This window comes from Erythrobacter longus (genome assembly GCF_000715015.1).
In the GTDB taxonomy this organism is placed as follows: Bacteria; Pseudomonadota; Alphaproteobacteria; order Sphingomonadales; family Sphingomonadaceae; genus Erythrobacter; species Erythrobacter longus.
In genome coordinates, this window is sequence record NZ_JMIW01000003.1 from 449423 (window position 1) to 469657 (window position 20235).

Consider the following 20235-nt stretch of genomic DNA (forward strand, 5'->3'; position numbering starts at 1 on the left):
TGACTGTGACCAATTCATTGAACACTGGCCCTAACGGTACAACCGGCGCAACCGGCGCAACCGGCGCAACCGGCGCAATTGGCGCACTCGGCGTGCTTTTAACCGCGGCCCTTATCGCAATCTGTCCTCACGCGGCCGCGGCGCAAAGCTCCACGTCGCGCGAAGTGGTTCAACCTCTGCCGTCCTCGCAGGTGCAGCGCCTTAACCGCGCTCTGCTTGAAATCGCGCGCCGGCCGCAGAGCGTTGCCGCCTTGCTTGAGGCAGGCGACGCCTCGCTGGACGTTGATGATCTCGATGCAGCGATAGGTTTTTACGCAAGAGCGGCGGAAATCGACCCCTCTGATGCGCGGGTCAAACTGGGATTGGCGCGGGTTTACTTGCGTTCTGGACGACCAGTGGAAGCTTTGCCCCTGCTGGAAGAAGCGGAAAAATCGGGCGCACAGCTGAGCGAAGTGATCAGTGCACGCGGGTTGGCTTATGATCTGGTTGGGGATCAAGAAGCGGCGCAAACCGCTTATGCGGCTGCATTGGAGCTGACCCCGCAAGATGATGAGGTCCGGCGGCGATTTGCGATCAGCCAGGCGATTTCCGGGAATGCAACCGGGTTTCAAGAGACGCTCGCCCCTTTGATCGAAGCGCGCAATGTCGCGGGTTTTCGCACTCGGGCGTTCGGGCTTGCCATTCTGGGTGAGCAAGAGCGCGCAGAGGGCATAGTCAACACGATAATGCCGCGCGATTTGTCCGCCCGTATCAACCCGTATCTTGCCTATATGCCGCGCCTGACTCCATCACAGCAGGCCGCAGCTGCAAACCTTGGCATTTTTCCGCGTGCAGCAGACATCGGACGCGAAGATCCGCGCATTGCCCGCTTTGCCAGGGAGAGTGAAACCGGCTCGCTGCTCGAACCTGCAGGAGAGCCGCTTGGAACAGCGCCGGGAGCGCAGGGAACCACGATTGGGGCAGTGAAAGAGGCACCGCCGAAAGATACTGGCCAGTCTGGCGAACGCCTCACTCAGCCACCGCGAGACGTTGAGGCCAACCTTGAGGAGGCCAACCTTGTAGGTGCCAGCCTGCCGCAAGTCGCAACCCGTGAGACTGCGGCTGCAGCGCCTGTGCAAACCACGCCGCCCCCTGTTACAACACCGCCCCCTGTTACAACACCGCCCCGCGCGACGACACCGCCCGCCAGTGTTGCGGACGCCTTTGCTGACCTTGACGGGGCGCAGTTGCCTGTAACCCCTTCGAGCGCGGATGCGGTTGATATCTCCGCGCTTGATGTGCCGCGCGAGAAAGCTCCTGAGCCCGCAGCTGAACCTGCAAAGCCAGAGCATCCACGCCGCATCTGGGTGCAATTGGCGACCGGGCGCGATGTGTCGGCTCTGGCATTTGACTGGCGTCGTCTGTCTAGAAGTGCGCCTGACCTGCTTGGCGAGTTTAAACCATATGTGACGCCATGGGGGCAGGCCAACCGATTGCTTGCAGGGCCCATCGAAAATGCCAGCCAAGCGCGCGCTCTTGTCAATGCACTGGGTGAGAAGGGGATTGAGACCTTCACTTATACCAGCCCACAAGGCACTGAAATAAAAGAGCTTAAGTAGAAATTTACATTCGTCCCCGGCTTTCTGTGCACAGGATTTGAACAAGGCAAAACGGTTCTCCCCAAGACTTGCACGTGCGGCGGATTGCCAAATGGGCTGACCTGCGTGCATCTCTCATGGCGATGCAAAGCTATGTCCCTCTTCTCCGTCTCGTCCCCGTCTCGTCCTCGTCTCATTTGCCTGCGCAAGAGGTGACCAATGAGACCGCGTGAAACCGAATACGTGTCAGATGATGATGCAGCCCCCATTGAAATGCTTGCCGCGCTGTTCGAAGCACGCGGATGGGACAGCGAAGTTGTCTCTGATGATGAGCTTGTCGGCGAGGTTCAGGGCAGCTGGACCAAGTACCAATTGCGTGCAATCTGGCGGGCGGCGGACAATGTGCTGCAATTCTTGTGCTTGCCTGACATTCGGGTGACGTCAGAGAAAAAGCACAGCGCCTATGAACTGCTTAGCCTCGTGAACGAACAGGTGTGGCTAGGCCATTTCGACATCTGGTCACAGGGCGATGTGCTGATTTATCGCCATGGCGCGCTGCTCGGCGATGATGGGATGCTTTCCATTCTACAAGCGCAGTCATTGGTGGAAAACGCGATCGACGAATGCGACCGGTTCTACCCCGCGTTTCAATTTGTCCTGTGGGGTGACAAGGCTCCGCGCGCAGCTCTTGATGCGGCGATGGTTGACGCAGCCGGGGAAGCGTAACCACATAAGGCCAAAGACAGGTAGCGGCCCCAAGGCAGGCTGCATACGAGAAAGGGCCAATATGGCGCATATCCAGCAACTTCTCATCATCGGATGCGGCAATATGGGCGGTGCAATGCTGGCCGGTTGGCTGGCGGCGGGCATCGACCCGGCGCGCTTTGCGATCCTTGATCCGGGGCTGGAACGCGCGCCTCAAGGCGTGGTGTTGTACCGCGACGTGGCTGAGGCCGAGGCGGCAGGCGCTCACGATGCGGTCCTTTTGGGCTTCAAACCCCAGCAATTGGGCAAACTTGCGCCGGGGTTGCGAGGGCTTACGGGGAATGGCATTGAGATTTACTCGCTGCTCGCAGGGCTTACCATAGCGCAATTGAAGACGGCATTTCCAAGCGCGGATGCACATATCCGGGTGATGCCCAATCTGGCCGCACGCATCAACAAATCGCCGATCATCCTGTTTGAAGATGGGCTGGGGACACAGGCAAAGTCATCCGCTTTTGCATTCTTCGAACATCTTGGAACGGCACTGTGGCTCGATAATGAAGCGAAGTTTGATCTGGTAACGGCGCTCGCAGGGTCGGGCCCCGGCTTTGTCTATCGCTTTATCGATGCCCTGGCCGAGGCGGCGGTCAACCTTGGGCTGGAACAAGTGCAGGCCACCTCGCTTGCTTTGAGCATGGTAGAGGGCGCATCATCCCTGGCCGCAAACGCCGATGCCTCGCCGGGCATTTTGGCCGACCGGGTGGCCAGTCCCGGGGGTATGACCCGCGAAGGTCTTAACGTGCTTGATGCAGATAAGGCTCTGGTCAAACTGCTTACCCGCACGCTCAAAGCGACCGCCGACAAAGGCGCTCAACTGTCTGCCGAGGCGGATTGACACCAATTGTTAATGATAATTCGCCGTAATCTGAATAACATTCGTCGATTCAGTGCCGGTTTCGCTTGAAAATTGCGCGCAAAACACCGATATTCACATTCAGAAGGCGCGTATTTCCGCGTCACTGTTGGAGACAAAGGGATCCAAAATGTCTGATTGGAAAGACACACAGCGCACCGGCTCTGCTTTCGGTTCCGTACCGCGGGCAGGTGGTGATGTTCAAGGGCGTGAGACCTATGACGAAGGTCTGCGGTCTTACATGCTCTCAATTTACAATTACATGGCCTCGGCTGTGCTTCTGACCGGCATTGTTGCTGCAGGTGCGGCCGCGACCGGCCTGGCTTATGCTTTTGCAAGCGGCCCACTGATATGGATCGTTGCGCTTGCGCCGCTTGGTTTCATCCTCGCGATGAGCTTTGGCCTCCACAAAATGAGCTATGGCACGCTTCAGGTCGTGTTCTGGGCCTTCGCGACTGTCATGGGTCTGTCGATGTCGACGATCTTCCTCGTGTTTACGGGCGAATCCATCGCGGTCACTTTCTTCGCGACCGCAGCCGCCTTCGCAGGGCTTTCGCTGTTTGGGTACACCACGAAGAAAGACCTCACCGCCATGGGCTCGTTCCTTATCATGGGCGTGGTCGGTCTGATTGTGGCGATGGTCGTCAACTGGTTCCTCCAGTCTGAAACCATGTCATTCGTGATCAGCGGCCTCGGCGTGCTTATCTTTGCAGGCCTCACTGCCTATGACACACAGCGCCTGAAGAACGATTATCAGTACCTGCGCGGGACTGAGTTCATGGGCAAAGCGGTGATCATGGGCGCGGTTAGCCTGTATCTCGACTTTGTGAACATGTTCATGTTCCTGCTGAATTTCCTGGGTAGCCGCGAATAATCGCCAATCGCGCGAGATTCACTCACCCAGAACTCGCTCACTCAGCATTCAGCTGTTGAAACGTACAAATGCCCGGAGCCTTTTGAGTAGGCTTCGGGCATTTTTGTTGGCATGAGAGCGCTCGAATAAAGTGACGGTATAAGCGGGGCAGATATGCGGGTTTACGAACTAACCTGCATTGCCTTAGCCAAGCGATCCGGCCATGCTCGCATGGCAAGCGGCCATTTGGGCGAGGAACAAAGATAATGAAGAACAACGTGGCTCAAACCCATCAAAAGGCTGGTGGGAAAAAGAGTACTCCGGTTCATATCACAGCAGTGGCGCTGGCAGTTTCATTGCTGGGAGCGTGTGCAACGCCTGTTCCTCCACCACCGCCACCACCGCCGCCACCACCGCCTGTGGTTGAACGCACTCCCTATCGGCCCCTTCCACCGGGCGGTGCATCTTATGTGATGCAAGTGCCGTTGAAGGACGCGAGCGGGGACAGGTTTACTGTAAATTCAGCGCTTTCAGATGACGAACGGGTATGGCATTTCCGCTCTGCATGGAACGTGGCGGCGTTGAATTGCACAGCGGCGCAATATCAACCCATCCTCACCGCCTACAGCTCCTTTATCAGCGATCATGCCCGGGCGATGCGACGCATCAATGACCGGATCGAGGCAGAGTATTACAGCATAAACGGCGGTCGCCGCGCAGGAATACTCGCGCGTGAAGAGCGCATGACAGCGGTTTACAACTACTTCGCGCTCCCACCTGCAAGGGCTGGATTCTGCCGGGCTGCGCTCGACATATCGAACCGTGCGATTGCCGCTCCGCCGAGCGACCCGGCAACCTTTGCGGCTGCCAATTTCGCCCTTCTCGAAGCTCCATTTGATGCGTTCTTCGACGAATATGAGCGTTATCAGCGTTTGTCGGCTGATTGGGATGCACGATTTGGCGATCTGTACGGCCCGTCTCAGCCAGGCTGGGTCGCGGTCCAGGCAGCGCGCCAGAACGGTGTGCCCGTGCCAAACGCGCAAAGCGATCCCGGAGCAACCTTGGCTCAGCCTATTGCCGCGGCCGGCGCTGTGGCTGATCAGGAAACCGGGGTGGATGTTCCCGTTGTGCCAGTTCAGGAGGATTTCGTCTCCCAACCTGTCACGCAGCCAGTGGCAACGCAGACCACGGCCGAACCTGCGGGCGCGAACAAATAGCCTTTACCTTGCGGTGATGCGCCGAGCGTTCTAGTGGAGCCTGAATTCAATGCCCGCGATAATTGCGGTGCCGCGTCCGCGGGCGCTTGAGGCTCAAATAAAATGCACTTTCTCGATCAGGCCAAAATCTATTTGCAATCGGGCGCCGGGGGGCCGGGCGCGGTCTCGTTCCGGCGTGAGAAATATGTCGAATATGGCGGCCCTGATGGCGGCAATGGCGGTAAGGGCGGCGACATCGTGCTTGAAGCGGTTGCGGGCCTCAACACGCTTATCGACTTTCGCTATTCCCAGCACTTCAAAGCCAAGCGTGGGAACCACGGACAGGGCAAGGACAAGACCGGGGCAAGCGCCAAGGACCTCGTGATCCAGGTGCCTGTGGGCACGCAGGTTCTGTCCGAGGACAAGGAAGAAGTGCTCGCAGACTTCACCGAAGTGGGCCAGCGCGTTGTCTTTCTTGAAGGCGGCATGGGAGGGCGCGGGAATGCGTCCTACAAAACCTCAACCAATCGCGCGCCAAGACAGCACCAACCCGGTGAGCCCAGCCAAGAGCAGTGGGTGTGGCTGCGGCTTAAACTGCTCGCTGATGTGGGGCTTTTGGGGCTTCCTAATGCGGGCAAATCGACTTTCATCAACGCCGTTTCCAACGCGCAGGCGAAGGTGGGGCATTACGCCTTTACCACCCTTGTTCCAAAGCTTGGGGTTGTGCGCCACCGGCAACGCGAGTTCGTGCTCGCCGATATTCCGGGCCTTATCGAAGGCGCGGCGGATGGCGCTGGAATTGGCGATCGGTTCTTGGGGCACATTGAACGCTGCCGCGTGCTGATCCATCTGATCGACATTGCTGGTGAAGACCCGGCAGAGGCGATGCGCGTGGTTCGCGAAGAGCTTGCCGCATATGGCGCAGGGCTCGAAGACAAGCCGCAATTGGTGGCGCTCAACAAGCTTGATCTTGCCGACAAGGAACTGGGAGAGGCATTCTCCAAAGAGCTGATTGATGCAGGCGCGGACAAGGTCTTCACCGTGTCCGGCGTCAGCGGTGAGGGGATCGAGCAATTGCTCGACGCCGTGCTCAGCTATTTGCCTGATCGCACGTCGACCGAAACCAAGACCGTCGAAGTTGAAGATGAAAGCACGCTTGGCGTCGGGGAAGAGGGCGAATGGTCGCCGATCTGAAGCCAATGGCTTTTGCTTCAATCAAGGATATCGCCAGCGCCAAGCGCATCGTCGTGAAGGTGGGCAGCGCGCTCTTGGTGCGGGATGGAAAGCCCGATACGCCGCTCATCCAATCGCTGGCGCAGGATTTGGCGGGACTTCGCAATAACGGCACTCAGATTATCGTGGTAAGCTCTGGCGCGATTGCCTTGGGGGCTTCGCGTCTGAAGTTTCCCAAAGGCGGGCGCGCCAGCCTGTCCGATGCGCAAGCCGCCGCGTCTGTGGGGCAGGTGGCTCTCGCTCAATTGTGGGCAAATGTGCTGGGTGAGCACGACCTGATCGCTGCCCAGATGCTGGTGACGCTTGACGATCTTGAGGACCGTCGCCGCTATCTCAATGCCGCTGCCACGCTTGACCGATTGCTCGAAGCGGGCGCGGTGCCGGTGGTGAATGAAAACGACAGCGTTGCGACCGAAGAAATCCGTTTTGGCGACAATGACCGGCTTGCGGCACGCGTTGCACAGGCGGGCAATGCCGATGCAGTGCTGCTTTTGTCGGATGTCGACGGGCTCTATGACAAGCAGCCCAGCGAAGAAGGCGCGGTCCTGATCGAGCGGGTCGAGGGTGTCACTCCAGAAATCATCGCTATGGCGACCAGCGACAGCTCCTCTGGCATGGGTTCTGGCGGGATGCTGTCAAAGCTTCAGGCGGCCCGTATTGCAGAGCGCGCCGGGATTGCTCTCGCGATTATCAACGGCACGCAAAGCTCGCCCATCACCCGTGCGGTCGATGCAAACCGGGGCACGATCTTCCTGCCCGTCCGCAGCGATAATGCGCGCAAAAGCTGGCTTGGCGGAAGAATTGCGCTTGAAGGCGTGCTCAGCGTGGACGCTGGCTGTGTGAGCGCACTTCAAGGTGGCGCAAGTCTGCTTGCGGCGGGCCTTACGGAAGTGGAAGGCGAATTTCAACGCGGCGCCCTTGTCTCCTTGCACGGACCCAAGGGGGAACGTCTGGGGCAGGGCCTCGTTGAATATTCCAGCGAAGAATGCCGCGCGATCCTTGGATTGTCTGGCGCAGAGCAAGAGGCAAAGCTCGGCTATGCGCCGCGCGCAGCCGTCGTTCACCGCGATCATATGGTGCCAGATTGAGGCTTGATACATGAGTAAGATTGCAATCACCGGCGCAACCGGATTTGTCGGCAAGGCAACCCTCGATGTGGCTTTGCACAAGGCGATGAGAGTACGCGCTCTGACCCGCCGTCCGGCAGCCCCGCGTGACAGGGTGGAATGGGTGTCTGGCACGCTCGACAATACTGCGTCATTGGATGACCTTGTCGAGGGTTGCGATGCGGTGATCCATATCGCTGGCCTGACCAACACGCCCAATGTCGGCCGGTTCGAAGCGGCCAATGTCACCGGCACCGCCAACATGATTGCAGCGGCCCAAAAGGCAGGGATTGAACGCTTCGTCTTTGTCTCTTCGCTTGCCGCGCGTGAACCCGATCTATCCGCCTATGGCACGTCCAAAGCGCGCGCGGAAAAGCTGGTGCAGGACAGTGGCCTCAACTGGACCATAGTGCGACCTCCGGGCGTCTATGGGCCGGGCGACAAGGATTATCTCGACCTGTTCAAGGCGGCAAAGCTGGGCTTTGTCCCGGTCCCGCCAGAAGGGGCAAGCTCGCTTATCCACGTCGAGGATCTGGCGCGGCTTTTGGTTGCGCTTGTGCCTGCGAACCCCAAGACCAAGGGGCAGATGTATGAGCCATGGGACGACAACGCCTATGGCTACACCCACAAGGACCTGGCCAAGATGATTGGTGAAGCGGTGGGCAACCCCAACGCGATTGCCGCATCGCTTCCGCCGCAAATCATGCAATGGGGGGCGAAGCTTGACGGGCTTATCCGGGGTAGCAAGGCGAAACTGACCGAAGACCGGGTGGGCTATATGCTGCACAAGGATTGGGTAAGCGACCTTCGCCGTGCGCCGCCAATATCCATCTGGCAAGCGGTCTGGGACGCTGAGGCTGGCCTTAAAATGACCGCCGAATGGTACAAGGATAAGGGCTGGCTGTAGCGCGCCCGTAACGCGGGGAAGGGCTTAGAGGAACGGTTCCTCGCCCGGCTTGTGGATGCCGCATTCGGTCTTGTCCCAGCCTTTCCAGCGCCCTGAACGTGGGTCTTCGCCCGGTGCGACCTTGTGGGTGCACGGCTCGCACCCGATGCTTGGAAAACCCCGTGCGACCAATGGGTGACGGGGGAGATTGTGCTCTTCCATATAGGCCGCGATGTCCTCGGCGCTCCAATCGATCAACGGGTTGATCTTTAGACGGCCCGCTGCATCCGAAGTGTCGATCTCGAAACGGGGCAGGTTGGCGCGGGTGGCCGATTGAAAGCTCTTGCGCCCGGTAAAGCTTGCATCAAAGCGGTCTAGCGCCTTTTCCAGCGGCTTCACTTTGCGAATTTCGCAGCAACCATCGGGGTCATAGGACCAGCGAAGGCCGGTTTCATCCTTGGTCGCGACGTCTGCTTGACCCGGTGTCAGGATTTGCAAGTTTGTAAGCCCAAGCCGCTTCACCACCGTATCGCGGTAGGCAATGGTTTCGGCAAAATGCTTGCCAGTATCAAGGAAAAGCACCGGCACATTGGGATCGACTTCAGCCAGAAGGTGCAGCAAAACAATGCTTTCTGCGCCAAAGCTGGACACAGTGGCGACATCGCCTGCAAGCGAGCCCTCGATCACCGCCTCAAGCATTTCCTGCGTCGAAGAGCCGCGAAACATCCGGTTGAGACGCACAGCATCGTGCTCGGTATAACGCGGGGAGGCGTCGAGGCGGTCGATGGCCCGCTCGTGGGCTTCTTCGGTCGAAAAAGGGGCTTCGGGCTTGTTCATGCGCGATCACCATGTCGAATTTGCGGGATCGTCCGGCGGCCATCCACGGCCCGCTGATAGACGTTTTCCCACATCGCAAAGGCGCGCGCCGCGTCTTCTTCATTTAAGGGCTTATCGGGCGCAAAGGCGTCAAACCCGCAGCGGCGCATATGGCTAAGCTGGTCTACGCCCACATCGCCCACCGCGCGAAGCTCGCCAGTAAAGCCCGCCTCGCGCAAGATGCGCGCCGAAGAATATCCGCGCCCATCACCAAAGCTTGGGAAGTTGATTTCAACGAGCGCCAATCGGTCGAGGAACGGCAAGAGCACGCGCGCATCATCGCCCGGTTCGATCCGGACAGCGGTGGCGTTGGTCTGATCGCAGCACGCATCGACCGTGACAGCGGCGTGGTCGGCGACTTCGTCATCGCGGAAACGGAATTGGACGTCGTCAGGAGATGTGCCGAGTGCATTATCCATAAAGCGCCTCCTTGAACGGGGCCATGCCGATACGGCGGTAGGTGTCGAGGAAACGCTCCTCGCCCTCGCGCTCAGCAAGATAAACGTCGGTTACCTTGTCGACCGCTTCGATGACGCCGTCTTCGGTAAATCCGGGGCCGGTGATCTTGGCGAGGCTTGTGTCCTCTGCCTCGGAACCGCCAAGCGAAAGCTGGTAGTTCTCAAGGCCCTTTTTATCGACGCCAAGGATGCCGATGTGGCCTGCATGGTGGTGGCCGCAGGCGTTGATGCAGCCGGAGATTTTGAGCTTCAATTCGCCCAGTTTCTCGGTCTTGCCCGAAGCGTTGAAACGTTCGGAAATACGCTGTGCGAGGGGAATCGAGCGGGCATTGGCGAGGGCGCAATAATCAAGACCGGGGCACGCAATCATGTCCTCAATCGAGTCCATATTGGGCGAACCAAGGCCAGCCGCCTCCAGCTCCGTCCAAAGCGCGTGCAAGTCGCTTATCTTCACATGCGGCAGAACCACGTTCTGCGTGTGCATGATGCGCAGTTCATCAAAGCTGTACTGCTTGGCGAGGCGAGCCATCAGGCGCATTTGATCGCCCGTCGCATCACCCGGAATACCGCCGACAGGCTTCAGCGAAATGACCGCACTGACATAGCTGTCGTGCTTGTGACGGTTGGTGTTGCGGTCCACCCACAGGGCAAAGTCGGGGTCTGAACGGTCGAGGGTCTTTGGACCATCCTCAAATGCAGGATCGGCGAAGAACGGCTTGATCCGCTCCAGTTCCTCACGCGGAGGCTCAACGCCTTGCTCCAGCATATGCGCGAATTCTTCTTCGACCTGGCGCACATATTCGTCGCGGCCAAGCTCGTGGACGAGGATTTTGATGCGCGCCTTGTACTTATTGTCGCGGCGGCCATAGCGGTTGTAGACCCGCAGACACGCCTCGGCATAGGTGATCAGTTGGTCGAGCGGCACAAAGTCGCGGATCATCGGCGCGATCATTGGCGTGCGGCCCATGCCGCCACCGGCATAGAAACGCGCGCCAAGCTCGCCCGCTTCGTTCTTCACGATCTGAACGCCAATATCGTGGAGACGCATGGCGGCGCGGTCTTTCTCGCTCGCGATCACGCAGATTTTGAACTTGCGGGGCAGGTAAGTGAACTCCGGATGGAAGCTCGACCATTGGCGCATCAATTCCGCATAGGGGCGCGGGTCAACCAGTTCATCGTGGGCAGCGCCTGCGAAGTGGTCGCTTGAGATGTTGCGGATGCAATTGCCGCTCGTTTGGATCGCGTGCATTTCCACCTTGGCAAGGTCCGCCAAGATGTCGGCCGTGTCTTCCAATTTGATCCAATTGTACTGGAGGTTCTGGCGCGTGGTGAAGTGGCCATATCCGCGGTCATATTTGTCCGCGATATCGCCAAGCGCCGTCATCTGCTCGCTATTGAGCGTCCCATAGGGGATCGCAACGCGCAGCATATAGGCGTGGAGTTGCAGATAGAGCCCGTTCATCAAGCGCAGCGGCTTGAACTCGTCCTCGGAGAGCGAACCTTCAAGGCGGCGGCGAGCCTGATCGCGGAATTCTTCAACGCGGGCATCGACCATCTCTTGGTCATATGAATCGTATTTATACATCAGATTACCCAGTCAATCGCTTCGGGGTCTTTGGGTTTGAGCGTCAGATCCTGACGCACCGTGGGACCAAGGGCGCGGATGCGGTCCTTGATGTGGGCAGGGCGCACGCTTCCGTCGTCCTCGCGGGTGGCCTCGATTACGTAAGGCACGTTGACGCGCAGCGCGGCTTCTTCTGTGGCAAGTATTTGCTCGGCGCTGTCGCCTGCATCGACGGCATCATCGACATGGCGCGACCAGCCTTCGCCGGTCCACCAGATTACATCGCCTGTCTTTAGGTCGTTTCCGGTGAGAACTCTCATTGATGCGCCTCCAGCGCCAGTTGTTCGAGGTGAGCATCTTCCCGCGCCGTCACATCGCCGATGACGATCAGCGCAGGGCTCTTGATCTTGTGGGATTTCACGAGGTCAGGAAGGCCAGCGAGCGGCCCCCGCACAACGCGCATATCGGCGCGCGCGGCATTCTCGACCACGGCCACGGGCACGTCGGGGGTAAGGCCATCTGCCATCAGCTTTTCAGCGATCTGCGGAGCGGTCTTAACGCCCATATAGATCACCAAAGTGCGTCCCTTGCCAGCAAGCCCTGACCAATCCTGATCGGCTAGGCCTTTGCACTGACCGGCTACAAAGCTGACAATGCTGGCCGCGTCGCGGTGAGTGAGGGGGATTTGTGTCGCCGCCGCCATACCGTTCGCAGCCGAGATGCCGGGCACAATCTCAACTTTTACGCCGTGCGCGCGGGCAAGTTCAGCCTCTTCGCCGCCGCGTCCAAAAATCAGCGGATCGCCACCTTTGAGGCGCACAACATCGTGGCCCTTTTGAGCCAGACGCACGAGCAGCAGGTTGATGTCATCTTGCGGCAAGGTATGGCGCGCGCGTTTCTTTGCAACGGAGATGAGGCGAGCATCGTCGCGGGCCATGGCCATGATCTCAGGGCTCACCAGCCCATCATGGACAATCACTTCGGCGCTCTCGATCAAGCGCGCTGCACGCAGGGTCAAAAGGTCGGGATCACCCGGACCTGCGCCCACAAGAAAGATGGTTCCAGTTTCCATCATGCCCAAATGGCGGGGAGGGCCACTGTGCGCCAGCGAGAATGGATTGGGCCGCGCCAAGCAAAGCTTTCGCGCGGGACTTGAAACTTTATTCCTATGACGCTTTGCCAGCACTCATCAGCTCGACCAATTGGTCCAACTGTTTGGATGAGCGCAGGTGCAAATCGCGTTGCGGGAACGGGATTTCGATGTTGTTTTCTTTGAACAATTGCCAGATGCGCATATACACATCGGAGCGGATGTTCGCGAGCCCGCCTTCCGGGTCCTGGATCCAGAAGCGCAACTCAAAATTCACCGAATTATCGCCAAATTCCATGAGGTTGACGCGCGGCTTTGGATGTTTTTGCACCCGCTCGATATCGTCTGCCGCCTGATACAGCAGCTTTGTCACCAGCTCCAGATCGCTGTCATACGATACGCCAACGGGTGCCTTCACCCGCACGTCTTTCGAGCTGTAGGACCAGTTCACCACCTGATTGGTCATCAAAAGCTCGTTCGGGATGAGATATTCGGTTTGATCGCGGGTGATCACCGAAATGGCACGAATGCCAATCTTGCGGATTTGGCCAACCGCTTCATTACCCGTGGTGTCGGCAACAGAGATCACATCGCCCGGCTTGATCGATTTGTCGAGCAGCAGGAGAATGCCTGAGATGAGGTTACCGAAGGTTTTTTGGAGACCGAAACCGATGGCTAGACCAAACGCCCCGCCAAAGATCGCAAGGGCGGTGAGATCAATGCCGATAAGATCAATCGTGACAAAGAAGGCAATCGCCCAAATGGCAATGGTGGCCAGCTTCTCGGCGAGCAGTTTCTGACTGCCGTCAAAAGCAGAAACACGCCCGATTAGATTGCGTGCAAGCCGCGTGATAAACCACGCAGCGGTGATAACGAGGCCAATTGTGGCAAGCAGAAACACGACATCGAACACCGAAATGCGAACTTCGCCCACAACCAGCGCCCAGCTGTCGAGCGTGCCGATTACAGCGCCAAGAGTGTCGCTTTGTGCAGCCAATCCCTCTTTTGCACCTTCAGCAACGCTCACCAACTCCTCTTCGGCAGGCACTTCTTGCGCAAGGCTCCACGCTTGGCTGGGTGCCTCACCAGAGTCAGCTTCCAATTCGGGCGTGGGTTCAGCGGTCGTCGAAGTTTCTGGAGTGGTTGCGGTCATGGACTGTCTAGTTGGCCGAGCGCTTGATCGAGGTCAACGATCAAATCGTCTGGGTCTTCAAGGCCAATGGACAAGCGAACCGCAGGCCTATTACCACCCAGAGCCCCGCCGCGCTTGGGCGCGTCCATGACCGATCGGTGGGTGACTGGGTAAATCGGCAGCACCAGGCTTTCATATCCGCCCCAGCTGTATCCCAAGCCAAACAGGTTCAGTGTATCGGCGAGTTTGCCGCTGGCTTCGGGGTCTTCGCTTTTGAGGAAAAAGCTGAATAGCCCGCAGCCACCTGTAAAGTCGCGGCTCCAAAGGTCATATCCGGGTGCGCCTCGCAGGAAGGGGCACAGCACTTGGTCCACTTTTGGGTGATTTTCGAGCCACTGTGCGATCTTCAATGCGCTGGCCATCTCTTGATCGAGCCGGACTTTCATGGTGCGAAGCCCGCGCGCAGCAAGAGCTGCGTCATCGGGGGAGACGACCTGGCCCAGTTCATGGGACGTACGGCGCAGCGCTTTGTACCACCGCTCACCCGCACTGGCCGAACCCATCATCAGGTCGGAATGCCCGCCAACGTGTTTGGTAAGGCTCTGCATGGTGATGTCGCAGCCATGGTCAAGAGCAGCAAAGCCAAGCGCGCTTGCCCATGTGTTGTCGATCAACGACACCGCCTTGGCCGCGCGCGCAATGCTGGCCAGCGCGGGCACATCGCACACTTCCATGGTCAGCGAACCGGGGCTTTCAAACCACACTGCGCGCGGGGATTTTTGCGTTACCAAGGCTTCGAAACCGGCCAGATCGAGAGGGTCGAAAAAGCTGTGCGTGATGCCCATTCGTTTAAGCAGCCCGGTCGCCATAGCGCGCGATGGATCATAGGCCTTGTCGCTCATCAACAGATGGTCGCCAGGGCGCAGCACGGCGAGCAGGCATCCGGCAATCGCTGCGACCCCGCTGGGGTAAAGCACGGTGCCATATGCACCCGGTTCAATATCGGTCAGCGCCTGTGCCAATGCCCATTGTGTGGGGCCTCCGAGCCTGCCGTAGAAAAACTCGCCGTCCTCGGTGCCGCTGGTTGCCGCTTTGCGCTGCGCCTCGCTTTCATAAAGGTGCGTGGAGCCGCGCCACACGGGCGGATTAACCACGCGCCCGGTCCATTCAGGTCGTCTGCCTGCATGGGCAAGCTTTGTCGCTGGTTTCAGCGGCTTGTTTTCATCAGACGCGCTCATACTGGTCCTTGTTCTTTGGGCGTATCAGGATCGGCTTCCCATTCCTGCCAACTGCCATCGTAAAGGCGCACGTCGTCTTTTCCGGCGATATGCGCTGCGAGAAGCAGCACCGACGCAGTTACACCGCTGCCGCAGGTTGTGACCAACGGCTTTGAAAGATCAACACCTGCCTCTTCAAACAGTGTGCGCAAATCAGGTGCCGATTTGAATGTACCATCTTCGTTGAAAACTTTGCCAAAAGGAAGGTTCAACGCGCCCGGAATTCGGCCATTTTGTCCGCCGTGGACCGGATCAATCCCGCTGCCAAACACTCGGTCTTCGCCTCTTGCATCCAGCACTTGTGACACGCCGCTTTCGCAATTGGCGAGCATGTCTGACTTGGATGCAACTTTGGGCGTGGAATTGGTTAGTGCGCGCGGCTTTGTAGCGGCGTATTCACCAGCCCCCGCTTCGAGCGTGCGGCCTTCCTCGCGCCATTTGGCAAGGCCGCCGTCAAGGACCGCGACATCACGAACCCCGGCTTGGGTAAGGGCAAACCAGGCGCGCGCAGAGGTTTTGACCGCGCTGTCATCGTAAACAACGATCCTGGCGCTTTCATCAACGCCAAGCTCAGCCAGAGCTTGTGCCACTTGCTCGGGGCGGGGCAGAGCGGCTGGAACTTCGGAGGATGCATCCGTTAGCGTTGCCAAATCAAGGAACCGCGCGCCGGGAATGTGGCCTGCCTCGAATTCAGCGCGCGGGTCGCGCCCGGCGGCTGGCAAATGGCGCGAAGCATCGAGCACGATCACGTCGCCTGAGCCAGCTTGATCGGCTAGCCATGCGGTGGAAACAAGCGGTCCAAATGTATCTGTCATTTTCGCGTAGTAGCCCGCCAAGCCGGTGCCCGCCAGACCTTAGCCGCCAATCGCTGTCTCAGGATTGTTTGATGAGCTGCGCACGCAAAGGCGGCAGACCACCGGGCGGGCCATCAAAGATCAAAGGATGAACCCGGGTCGGACTGGATGCACTGGGCGTGCCGATGACAAAGGTCCGCTTGACCGCGGCTTGATCGGGGACGCCAAGTTTGAAATGGATAAGCGGGATGACAACCGGGCGCCCATTCTGACGGATTGCGGTGACGTCTTGAATGGGCAGTTGCAATGTGCCTTTCACCCGGCGGATTTGTTGCGGCGCTATCCGGTCCACCTGGGCGATGGGAATGGTCTTGTCGACCGGCGCGGGACTGGTTGCACCTTCCTGCGCGCATGTCAGTTCACCCGAAATCTCAAGGTTTTTCACCGCTTGCTGCGACAGATTTGTGATCTCAAGGCTGAATTCCACCCTCAGCCGCATCAAGCTGCGCGATGCGCTGGCGATATCAAGGGCAAGGTCGATTTTTAGCGGCGCGCTCGACGTGATCGGCGGGGCGCTAGAAAGAGTAGGGGAAGAAGCTGCACCAGCTGTGGCAGGTTCCATCTGTGGTTCTGGCGTTGGCGCTGGCTGTGGCGCTGGCTGTGACGCTGGCTGTGACGCTGCCGTTGCTTGCGGCGGCGCTTTCTCCTGTGGCGTGGCAGCAGTTTTGGGCGCGGGCTTCTCATCCCTCGCCTGTTCATCCTTGGCCGGTTCGAATTCATCACCCATTGAAGCACGCACACCGGCGGTCAGAACCGTCGCTGGGGCTTCCAAAGTTGCCTCTGCCTCCTGCTTGCGCCGCAGCCAAATGATCGCAATGATCCCGCCAAGTGCAGCGATGAGCGCGATGAGAGAGGCCAAAAGCCACGATTGAGCGATCAACCTGTCCCATACGCTGGGGGTGTTGGTTGTAAGCGGGATGGCCCCTTGAGTTTGCGGTCCAGTTTGCGGTCCAGTTTGCGGCCCAGTTTGCGGCACTTGCGAGGCACCCTCCGCGCTCTCTTCGCCTGCCTCATCGACGCTGTACCAGCCGTCTGGACTGCGCGGCGCGGTCCCGCCCAATTCGTCGCCGAGCGATTCAAAACCGGGGTTCGCCGGGGCTGCAACACCAACCCCGGTACCTTGCGCATTTGGGTTGCGTACGTTGGGAGTGCTGGCGCTGGGTGTTCTGGTCGCTGTGCTGGGTACTGTTCTGGTCGCTGTGCTGGGTGCTGGCGACTGCGTAGCTGCCCGCGTTGGAGCCTGAGTTGGAGCGCGCGTTGGTGTCGGTGCAGGCGTGGTTGCCTGCGGGGTTCCCTGCGAGGGCGCGGGCGTGGGGCTGAGCGTGGGGCTGAGCGCGGGGCTGGGCGTTTGCCGCTGCGGGATCACCCTTGGCCCGATGGGCACGCCGAAACGCTCATCGGCTGGTCCCTGAGGCGTGCGGCTGGGCGAAGTTGTTGGTGTAGGTGTCGTTGAAGTGGTCGGTACAGAGAAGGTCGGCTGTGACTGGTCTTGCGCCTGCAACTGCATCGGCGCCGTAAGCACGGTAGCGCTCACCAGACACGAGGCACCTGCTCGCACGACACGCGCTATGGCGAAGGGGCCACGCTGCGAGGGGCTTTGAAACAAAGCGAAAGAGGAAAACAAGCGATACATACCACGATCAACGTCGATAAATTTGCAATAGCGCACCTTGCTGCGAGCTTAAAATGAGAACTGCTAGGGCGCGCTGGGGTTTGCGCGAGGGTCAGACCTGACATAGTGCGCCACGCGCCCCCGTCCAGTAAGCGGCTTGCAACCCATGCCCTTTCGCGGCAACAGCGCGGCATGGAAACCACACCCGATTCATCAGCAAACGCGCCCGCATTTCTGGGGAAGCAAACCGATCTTCCGCAATCCCCCGAAGAAGCGGTGCTCGATTATGTGTCCAATCCGCGCGCGGGAAGCCTCTATCTTGTCCGCTTCGTCTCGCCCGAGTTCACCTCGCTTTGCCCGGTGACGAACCAGCCCGATTTTGCGCATATCGTAATCGATTATGCCCCGCAGGAAACAATTGTTGAATCGAAAAGCTTGAAGCTTTTCCTCGGAAGTTTCCGCAATCACAACGGTTTTCACGAAGATGTGACCGTTGGGATTGGTCAGCGGCTGGCTGAAGAGATGAAGCCCAAATGGCTGCGCATTGGCGGCTATTGGTATCCGCGCGGCGGCATTCCGATTGATGTGTTCTGGCAAACGGGTGCGCCGCCCGCAGACCTGTGGCTGCCCGACCAAGGCGTCGCACCGTACCGTGGGCGCGGTTAAACCGCTGACCTAACCCGCGCGCAGTTCGTCGGCGAGCAATTTGAAATCCGCCTCTCGCGGTGAGTTCTTGCGCCAGACAAGGGTGATTTCGCGCTTCGCAGTGCCATTTTCCATCGGGCGGGCAACCACTTCGGTTCCGCTCAAAATCCCAGCGTCCAATGCCATTTCCGGCAGGATGGTAAGCCCCAGATCATTGTCCACCATCTGTACGAGAGTGTGCAGGCTCGTGCCGATCATACCGGCGCTTGCCCGCAGTTCGGAGCGGTTGCACGCGGTCAGCGCATGATTGCGCAGGCAATGCCCATCTTCGAGCAAAAGCAGGCTTCCGTAATCGAGCAAGTCCGGGTCGACAGTGGCGGGCGGCATCCGTGGGTCATCCTTCGGAAAGGCCACGAACAGCCGATCGTCGGAAATCTTCGCCTTCTCCACCTCGCCTGTGTCAAACGGAAGCGCCAGAAGCACGCAATCCACGCGCCCGTGCTGGAGCGATTCAATCGCATCCTGGCTCGTCTCTTCGCGCAGCATCAATTGCAGGTCAGGGCGCTCTCTCCTGAGACGCGGCAGGATGCGCGGGATCATAAAGGGTGCGATTGTCGGGATAACGCCCATGCGAAGCTCGCCGGTTAAGGGTTTGCCAGCGGCTTGGACCAGCTCTGCAAGCTCCTCTGCTTCGCGCAGAATCTTGTTCGCCTTTTCAACCACCTGATCGCCGAGCCGGGTAAAGCGAACCACCCGGCGCGAGCGCTCCACCAAAGTCACGCCCAGAAGCGATTCCAGCTCGCGAATGCCAGCCGAAAGCGTTGATTGCGACACAAAGCTCGCATCAGCAGCGCGGCCAAAATGGCCCGCCTCATGCAAAGCGACGAGATATTGCAGCTGTTTTAGCGTGGGGAGATAGGTGCTCACACCCCATCCTCGGCTGGTGCTTCTTCTGGTGCCACGGCCTCTTTAACTGCGCCGGATTCGCCCGCTACTTCGGCCTCGTCTTCGGCCTCGTCTTCGGCCTCGTCTTCGGCCTGCCCTTCTTCCATGCTGGCTTGCATGTCGTCGATATGGGTCATCACCAGTTTGCCGCCTTTGACCGCAAAGGCGAGCCGTCCTTCAACCAGTTCCAGCGCGTCCTTGCCAAAGACGTCATAGCGCCAGCCTTCGAGCACATTGAGATCGCGAACCCCAGCGGCAAGCGCTTCCATCTCGTCGGCGCGGGTCAGCAAGCGCGCTGCGACATCAATTTCGCGAGCGCGGATTTTGAGGAGCAATTTCAACAGGTCCGCGACCAATGCGCCTTCTTTGCCCAAGGGGGCGCCGCGCTTCATTTTCTCTGGCATTTCGGATTTTGGCAGGGGTTCAGCCTCCGCAATCACCTTCATCAGGCGCTTGCCAATGTCATTGTCGCGCCATGCGCTGGAAAGGCCCCTTACTTTGGCAAGGTCGCCTTGTTTTTTGGGCGGGTGCGAGGCAATGTCAGCGAGCGTTTCATCGCGCATGATCCGTCCGCGCGGGATGTTCTTATGCTGCGCCTCGCCTTCGCGCCAGGCGGCGAGGTCTTTGAGGCGGCCAAGCACTTGCGGATTGCGGCCCGGTTGGCGAATTTTCTTCCACGACCGGCTGGGATCAACGGTGAAGTTGGATGCGTCCGCCAGCTTCTCCATCTCTGCATCAAGCCAATTGCCCCGGCCTGTTTTGATAAGCTTTTTGAGGATCTTGGAAAAGATCTTCGACAAATGCGTCACATCGCCGATGGCATATTCAATCTGGCGGTCGGTTAGCGGGCGGCGGCTCCAATCTGTAAAGCGCGCGCCCTTGTCGATTTGAAGTCCCAACCAATGGTCAACAAGGTTGGCATAGCCGATCTGTTCAGATTGGCTGATCGCCATCATGGCGACTTGAGTGTCGAAAATGGGGAAGGGGGTCTTGCCTGTCATATTGACGATAATCTCGACATCCTGCCCGCCCGCGTGGAAGACTTTGAGAACCTCATCATTTTCCGTCAGCAGGTCGAGCAGCGGTTTGAGGTCAATACCATCGGCAAGCGGATCAATCGCGGCGGCTTCTTCGGTATCGGCGATTTGCACCAGGCAAAGTTCCGGCCAATAGGTGTTTTCGCGCATGAATTCAGTGTCGACCGCGACAAATTCAGATTTCGCAAGACGCTCGCACAGGTCTGCCAAAGCGTCCGTAGTGGTAATCAGATCATGTATTTTCATACTGTTCTTTTCTTGGTTTTGAGCGGAGTG

Annotated in this window: 20 protein-coding genes; 9 read left to right on the top strand and 11 right to left on the bottom strand. The window is 58.9% G+C overall.

Annotated features, from left to right (window positions below; all coding sequences use genetic code 11):
• Window positions 1–5 precede the first annotated feature (5 nt).
• From EH31_RS09245 to EH31_RS09280, 8 genes are all read left to right on the top strand, one after another.
• A complete protein-coding gene (locus tag EH31_RS09245; RefSeq protein WP_241765882.1) occupies window positions 6–1598 on the top strand; it encodes a tetratricopeptide repeat protein in 1593 nt (530 codons plus the stop codon).
• Between the two features lie 198 nt (window positions 1599–1796).
• A complete protein-coding gene (locus EH31_RS09250) occupies window positions 1797–2303 on the top strand; it encodes a type III secretion system chaperone family protein (RefSeq protein ID WP_034959860.1) in 507 nt (168 codons plus the stop codon).
• A gap of 61 nt (window positions 2304–2364) precedes the next feature.
• Window positions 2365–3177, top strand: coding sequence for a pyrroline-5-carboxylate reductase family protein (locus EH31_RS09255; protein ID WP_034959861.1), 813 nt, complete (start codon window positions 2365–2367; stop codon window positions 3175–3177).
• Window positions 3178–3325: 148 nt separating this feature from the next.
• A complete protein-coding gene (locus EH31_RS09260) occupies window positions 3326–4069 on the top strand; it encodes a Bax inhibitor-1/YccA family protein (RefSeq protein WP_034960157.1) in 744 nt (247 codons plus the stop codon).
• A gap of 245 nt (window positions 4070–4314) precedes the next feature.
• A complete protein-coding gene (locus EH31_RS09265) occupies window positions 4315–5265 on the top strand; it encodes a hypothetical protein (protein ID WP_241765883.1) in 951 nt (316 codons plus the stop codon).
• Between the two features lie 102 nt (window positions 5266–5367).
• Window positions 5368–6438, top strand: a complete 1071-nt coding sequence (gene obgE / locus EH31_RS09270) for a GTPase ObgE (protein ID WP_034959862.1) — start codon at window positions 5368–5370, stop codon at window positions 6436–6438.
• Window positions 6423–7565 carry a glutamate 5-kinase gene (gene proB, locus EH31_RS09275; RefSeq protein ID WP_051699102.1) on the top strand — a complete coding sequence of 381 codons (1143 nt, stop codon included), beginning with the start codon at window positions 6423–6425 and terminating at the stop codon, window positions 7563–7565. Before obgE ends, proB begins: the two co-directional genes overlap by 16 nt.
• A gap of 10 nt (window positions 7566–7575) precedes the next feature.
• Window positions 7576–8490, top strand: a complete 915-nt coding sequence (locus EH31_RS09280; protein WP_034959864.1) for an NAD-dependent epimerase/dehydratase family protein — start codon at window positions 7576–7578, stop codon at window positions 8488–8490.
• Window positions 8491–8514: 24 nt separating this feature from the next.
• Here the strand turns inward: EH31_RS09280 and EH31_RS09285 are convergent, their stop codons facing one another.
• The 9 genes from EH31_RS09285 to EH31_RS09325 all read right to left on the bottom strand — a co-directional run bounded on the left by EH31_RS09285 (window position 8515) and on the right by EH31_RS09325 (window position 17254).
• Window positions 8515–9306, bottom strand: coding sequence for a phosphoadenylyl-sulfate reductase (locus tag EH31_RS09285; protein ID WP_051699103.1), 792 nt, complete (start codon window positions 9304–9306; stop codon window positions 8515–8517).
• Window positions 9303–9764 carry a DUF934 domain-containing protein gene (locus EH31_RS09290; RefSeq protein WP_034959865.1) on the bottom strand — a complete coding sequence of 154 codons (462 nt, stop codon included), beginning with the start codon at window positions 9762–9764 and terminating at the stop codon, window positions 9303–9305. Before EH31_RS09290 ends, EH31_RS09285 begins: the two co-directional genes overlap by 4 nt.
• Window positions 9757–11388 (bottom strand): nitrite/sulfite reductase, encoded by a 1632-nt coding sequence (locus EH31_RS09295; protein WP_034959866.1) that lies wholly within the window; start codon window positions 11386–11388, stop codon window positions 9757–9759. The genes EH31_RS09290 and EH31_RS09295 overlap by 8 nt, the downstream gene beginning before the upstream one ends.
• Window positions 11388–11687 (bottom strand): DUF2849 domain-containing protein, encoded by a 300-nt coding sequence (locus EH31_RS09300; protein WP_034959867.1) that lies wholly within the window; start codon window positions 11685–11687, stop codon window positions 11388–11390. Before EH31_RS09300 ends, EH31_RS09295 begins: the two co-directional genes overlap by 1 nt.
• The gene (gene cobA / locus EH31_RS09305; RefSeq protein ID WP_034959868.1) at window positions 11684–12442 is read right to left on the bottom strand and encodes a uroporphyrinogen-III C-methyltransferase; all 759 of its coding nucleotides are present in this window, start codon (window positions 12440–12442) and stop codon (window positions 11684–11686) included. Before cobA ends, EH31_RS09300 begins: the two co-directional genes overlap by 4 nt.
• Window positions 12443–12533: 91 nt before the next feature.
• Window positions 12534–13610 (bottom strand): mechanosensitive ion channel family protein, encoded by a 1077-nt coding sequence (locus EH31_RS09310; RefSeq protein ID WP_034959869.1) that lies wholly within the window; start codon window positions 13608–13610, stop codon window positions 12534–12536.
• Window positions 13607–14827 carry a cystathionine beta-lyase gene (metC, locus tag EH31_RS09315; RefSeq protein ID WP_034959871.1) on the bottom strand — a complete coding sequence of 407 codons (1221 nt, stop codon included), beginning with the start codon at window positions 14825–14827 and terminating at the stop codon, window positions 13607–13609. The genes EH31_RS09310 and metC overlap by 4 nt, the downstream gene beginning before the upstream one ends.
• A complete protein-coding gene (locus EH31_RS09320; RefSeq protein WP_034959874.1) occupies window positions 14824–15681 on the bottom strand; it encodes a sulfurtransferase in 858 nt (285 codons plus the stop codon). Before EH31_RS09320 ends, metC begins: the two co-directional genes overlap by 4 nt.
• Before the next feature lie 58 nt (window positions 15682–15739).
• Window positions 15740–17254 carry a hypothetical protein gene (locus EH31_RS09325; protein ID WP_152553522.1) on the bottom strand — a complete coding sequence of 505 codons (1515 nt, stop codon included), beginning with the start codon at window positions 17252–17254 and terminating at the stop codon, window positions 15740–15742.
• A 270-nt stretch (window positions 17255–17524) separates the two neighbouring features.
• On the opposite strand from EH31_RS09325, the gene queF reads away from it, so the two are divergent.
• Window positions 17525–17998, top strand: coding sequence for a preQ(1) synthase (gene queF, locus EH31_RS09330; RefSeq protein WP_034959876.1), 474 nt, complete (start codon window positions 17525–17527; stop codon window positions 17996–17998).
• A 9-nt stretch (window positions 17999–18007) separates the two neighbouring features.
• Here queF and EH31_RS09335 read toward each other — a convergent pair whose 3' ends face one another.
• A complete protein-coding gene (locus EH31_RS09335; RefSeq protein ID WP_034959877.1) occupies window positions 18008–18904 on the bottom strand; it encodes a LysR substrate-binding domain-containing protein in 897 nt (298 codons plus the stop codon).
• Window positions 18901–20205, bottom strand: a complete 1305-nt coding sequence (rnd, locus tag EH31_RS09340; protein WP_034959878.1) for a ribonuclease D — start codon at window positions 20203–20205, stop codon at window positions 18901–18903. Before rnd ends, EH31_RS09335 begins: the two co-directional genes overlap by 4 nt.
• Window positions 20206–20235: the final 30 nt, after the last annotated feature.

Bases quoted from the DNA above. Each gene is read 5' to 3' on its own strand.
- EH31_RS09300 (WP_034959867.1), bottom strand. From the start codon at position 11,687: ATGAGAGTTCTCACCGGAAACGACCTAAAGACAGGCGATGTAATCTGG.
- cobA (WP_034959868.1), bottom strand. From the start codon at position 12,442: ATGATGGAAACTGGAACCATCTTTCTTGTGGGCGCAGGTCCGGGTGAT.
- metC (WP_034959871.1), bottom strand. From the start codon at position 14,827: ATGAGCGCGTCTGATGAAAACAAGCCGCTGAAACCAGCGACAAAGCTT.
- EH31_RS09250 (WP_034959860.1), top strand. From the start codon at position 1,797: ATGAGACCGCGTGAAACCGAATACGTGTCAGATGATGATGCAGCCCCC.
- EH31_RS09285 (WP_051699103.1), bottom strand. From the start codon at position 9,306: ATGAACAAGCCCGAAGCCCCTTTTTCGACCGAAGAAGCCCACGAGCGG.
- EH31_RS09295 (WP_034959866.1), bottom strand. From the start codon at position 11,388: ATGTATAAATACGATTCATATGACCAAGAGATGGTCGATGCCCGCGTT.
- EH31_RS09280 (WP_034959864.1), top strand. From the start codon at position 7,576: ATGAGTAAGATTGCAATCACCGGCGCAACCGGATTTGTCGGCAAGGCA.
- EH31_RS09260 (WP_034960157.1), top strand. From the start codon at position 3,326: ATGTCTGATTGGAAAGACACACAGCGCACCGGCTCTGCTTTCGGTTCC.
- rnd (WP_034959878.1), bottom strand. From the start codon at position 20,205: ATGAAAATACATGATCTGATTACCACTACGGACGCTTTGGCAGACCTG.
- EH31_RS09265 (WP_241765883.1), top strand. From the start codon at position 4,315: ATGAAGAACAACGTGGCTCAAACCCATCAAAAGGCTGGTGGGAAAAAG.
- EH31_RS09255 (WP_034959861.1), top strand. From the start codon at position 2,365: ATGGCGCATATCCAGCAACTTCTCATCATCGGATGCGGCAATATGGGC.
- queF (WP_034959876.1), top strand. From the start codon at position 17,525: ATGGAAACCACACCCGATTCATCAGCAAACGCGCCCGCATTTCTGGGG.
- EH31_RS09320 (WP_034959874.1), bottom strand. From the start codon at position 15,681: ATGACAGATACATTTGGACCGCTTGTTTCCACCGCATGGCTAGCCGAT.
- obgE (WP_034959862.1), top strand. From the start codon at position 5,368: ATGCACTTTCTCGATCAGGCCAAAATCTATTTGCAATCGGGCGCCGGG.
- proB (WP_051699102.1), top strand. From the start codon at position 6,423: ATGGTCGCCGATCTGAAGCCAATGGCTTTTGCTTCAATCAAGGATATC.
- EH31_RS09310 (WP_034959869.1), bottom strand. From the start codon at position 13,610: ATGACCGCAACCACTCCAGAAACTTCGACGACCGCTGAACCCACGCCC.
- EH31_RS09290 (WP_034959865.1), bottom strand. From the start codon at position 9,764: ATGGATAATGCACTCGGCACATCTCCTGACGACGTCCAATTCCGTTTC.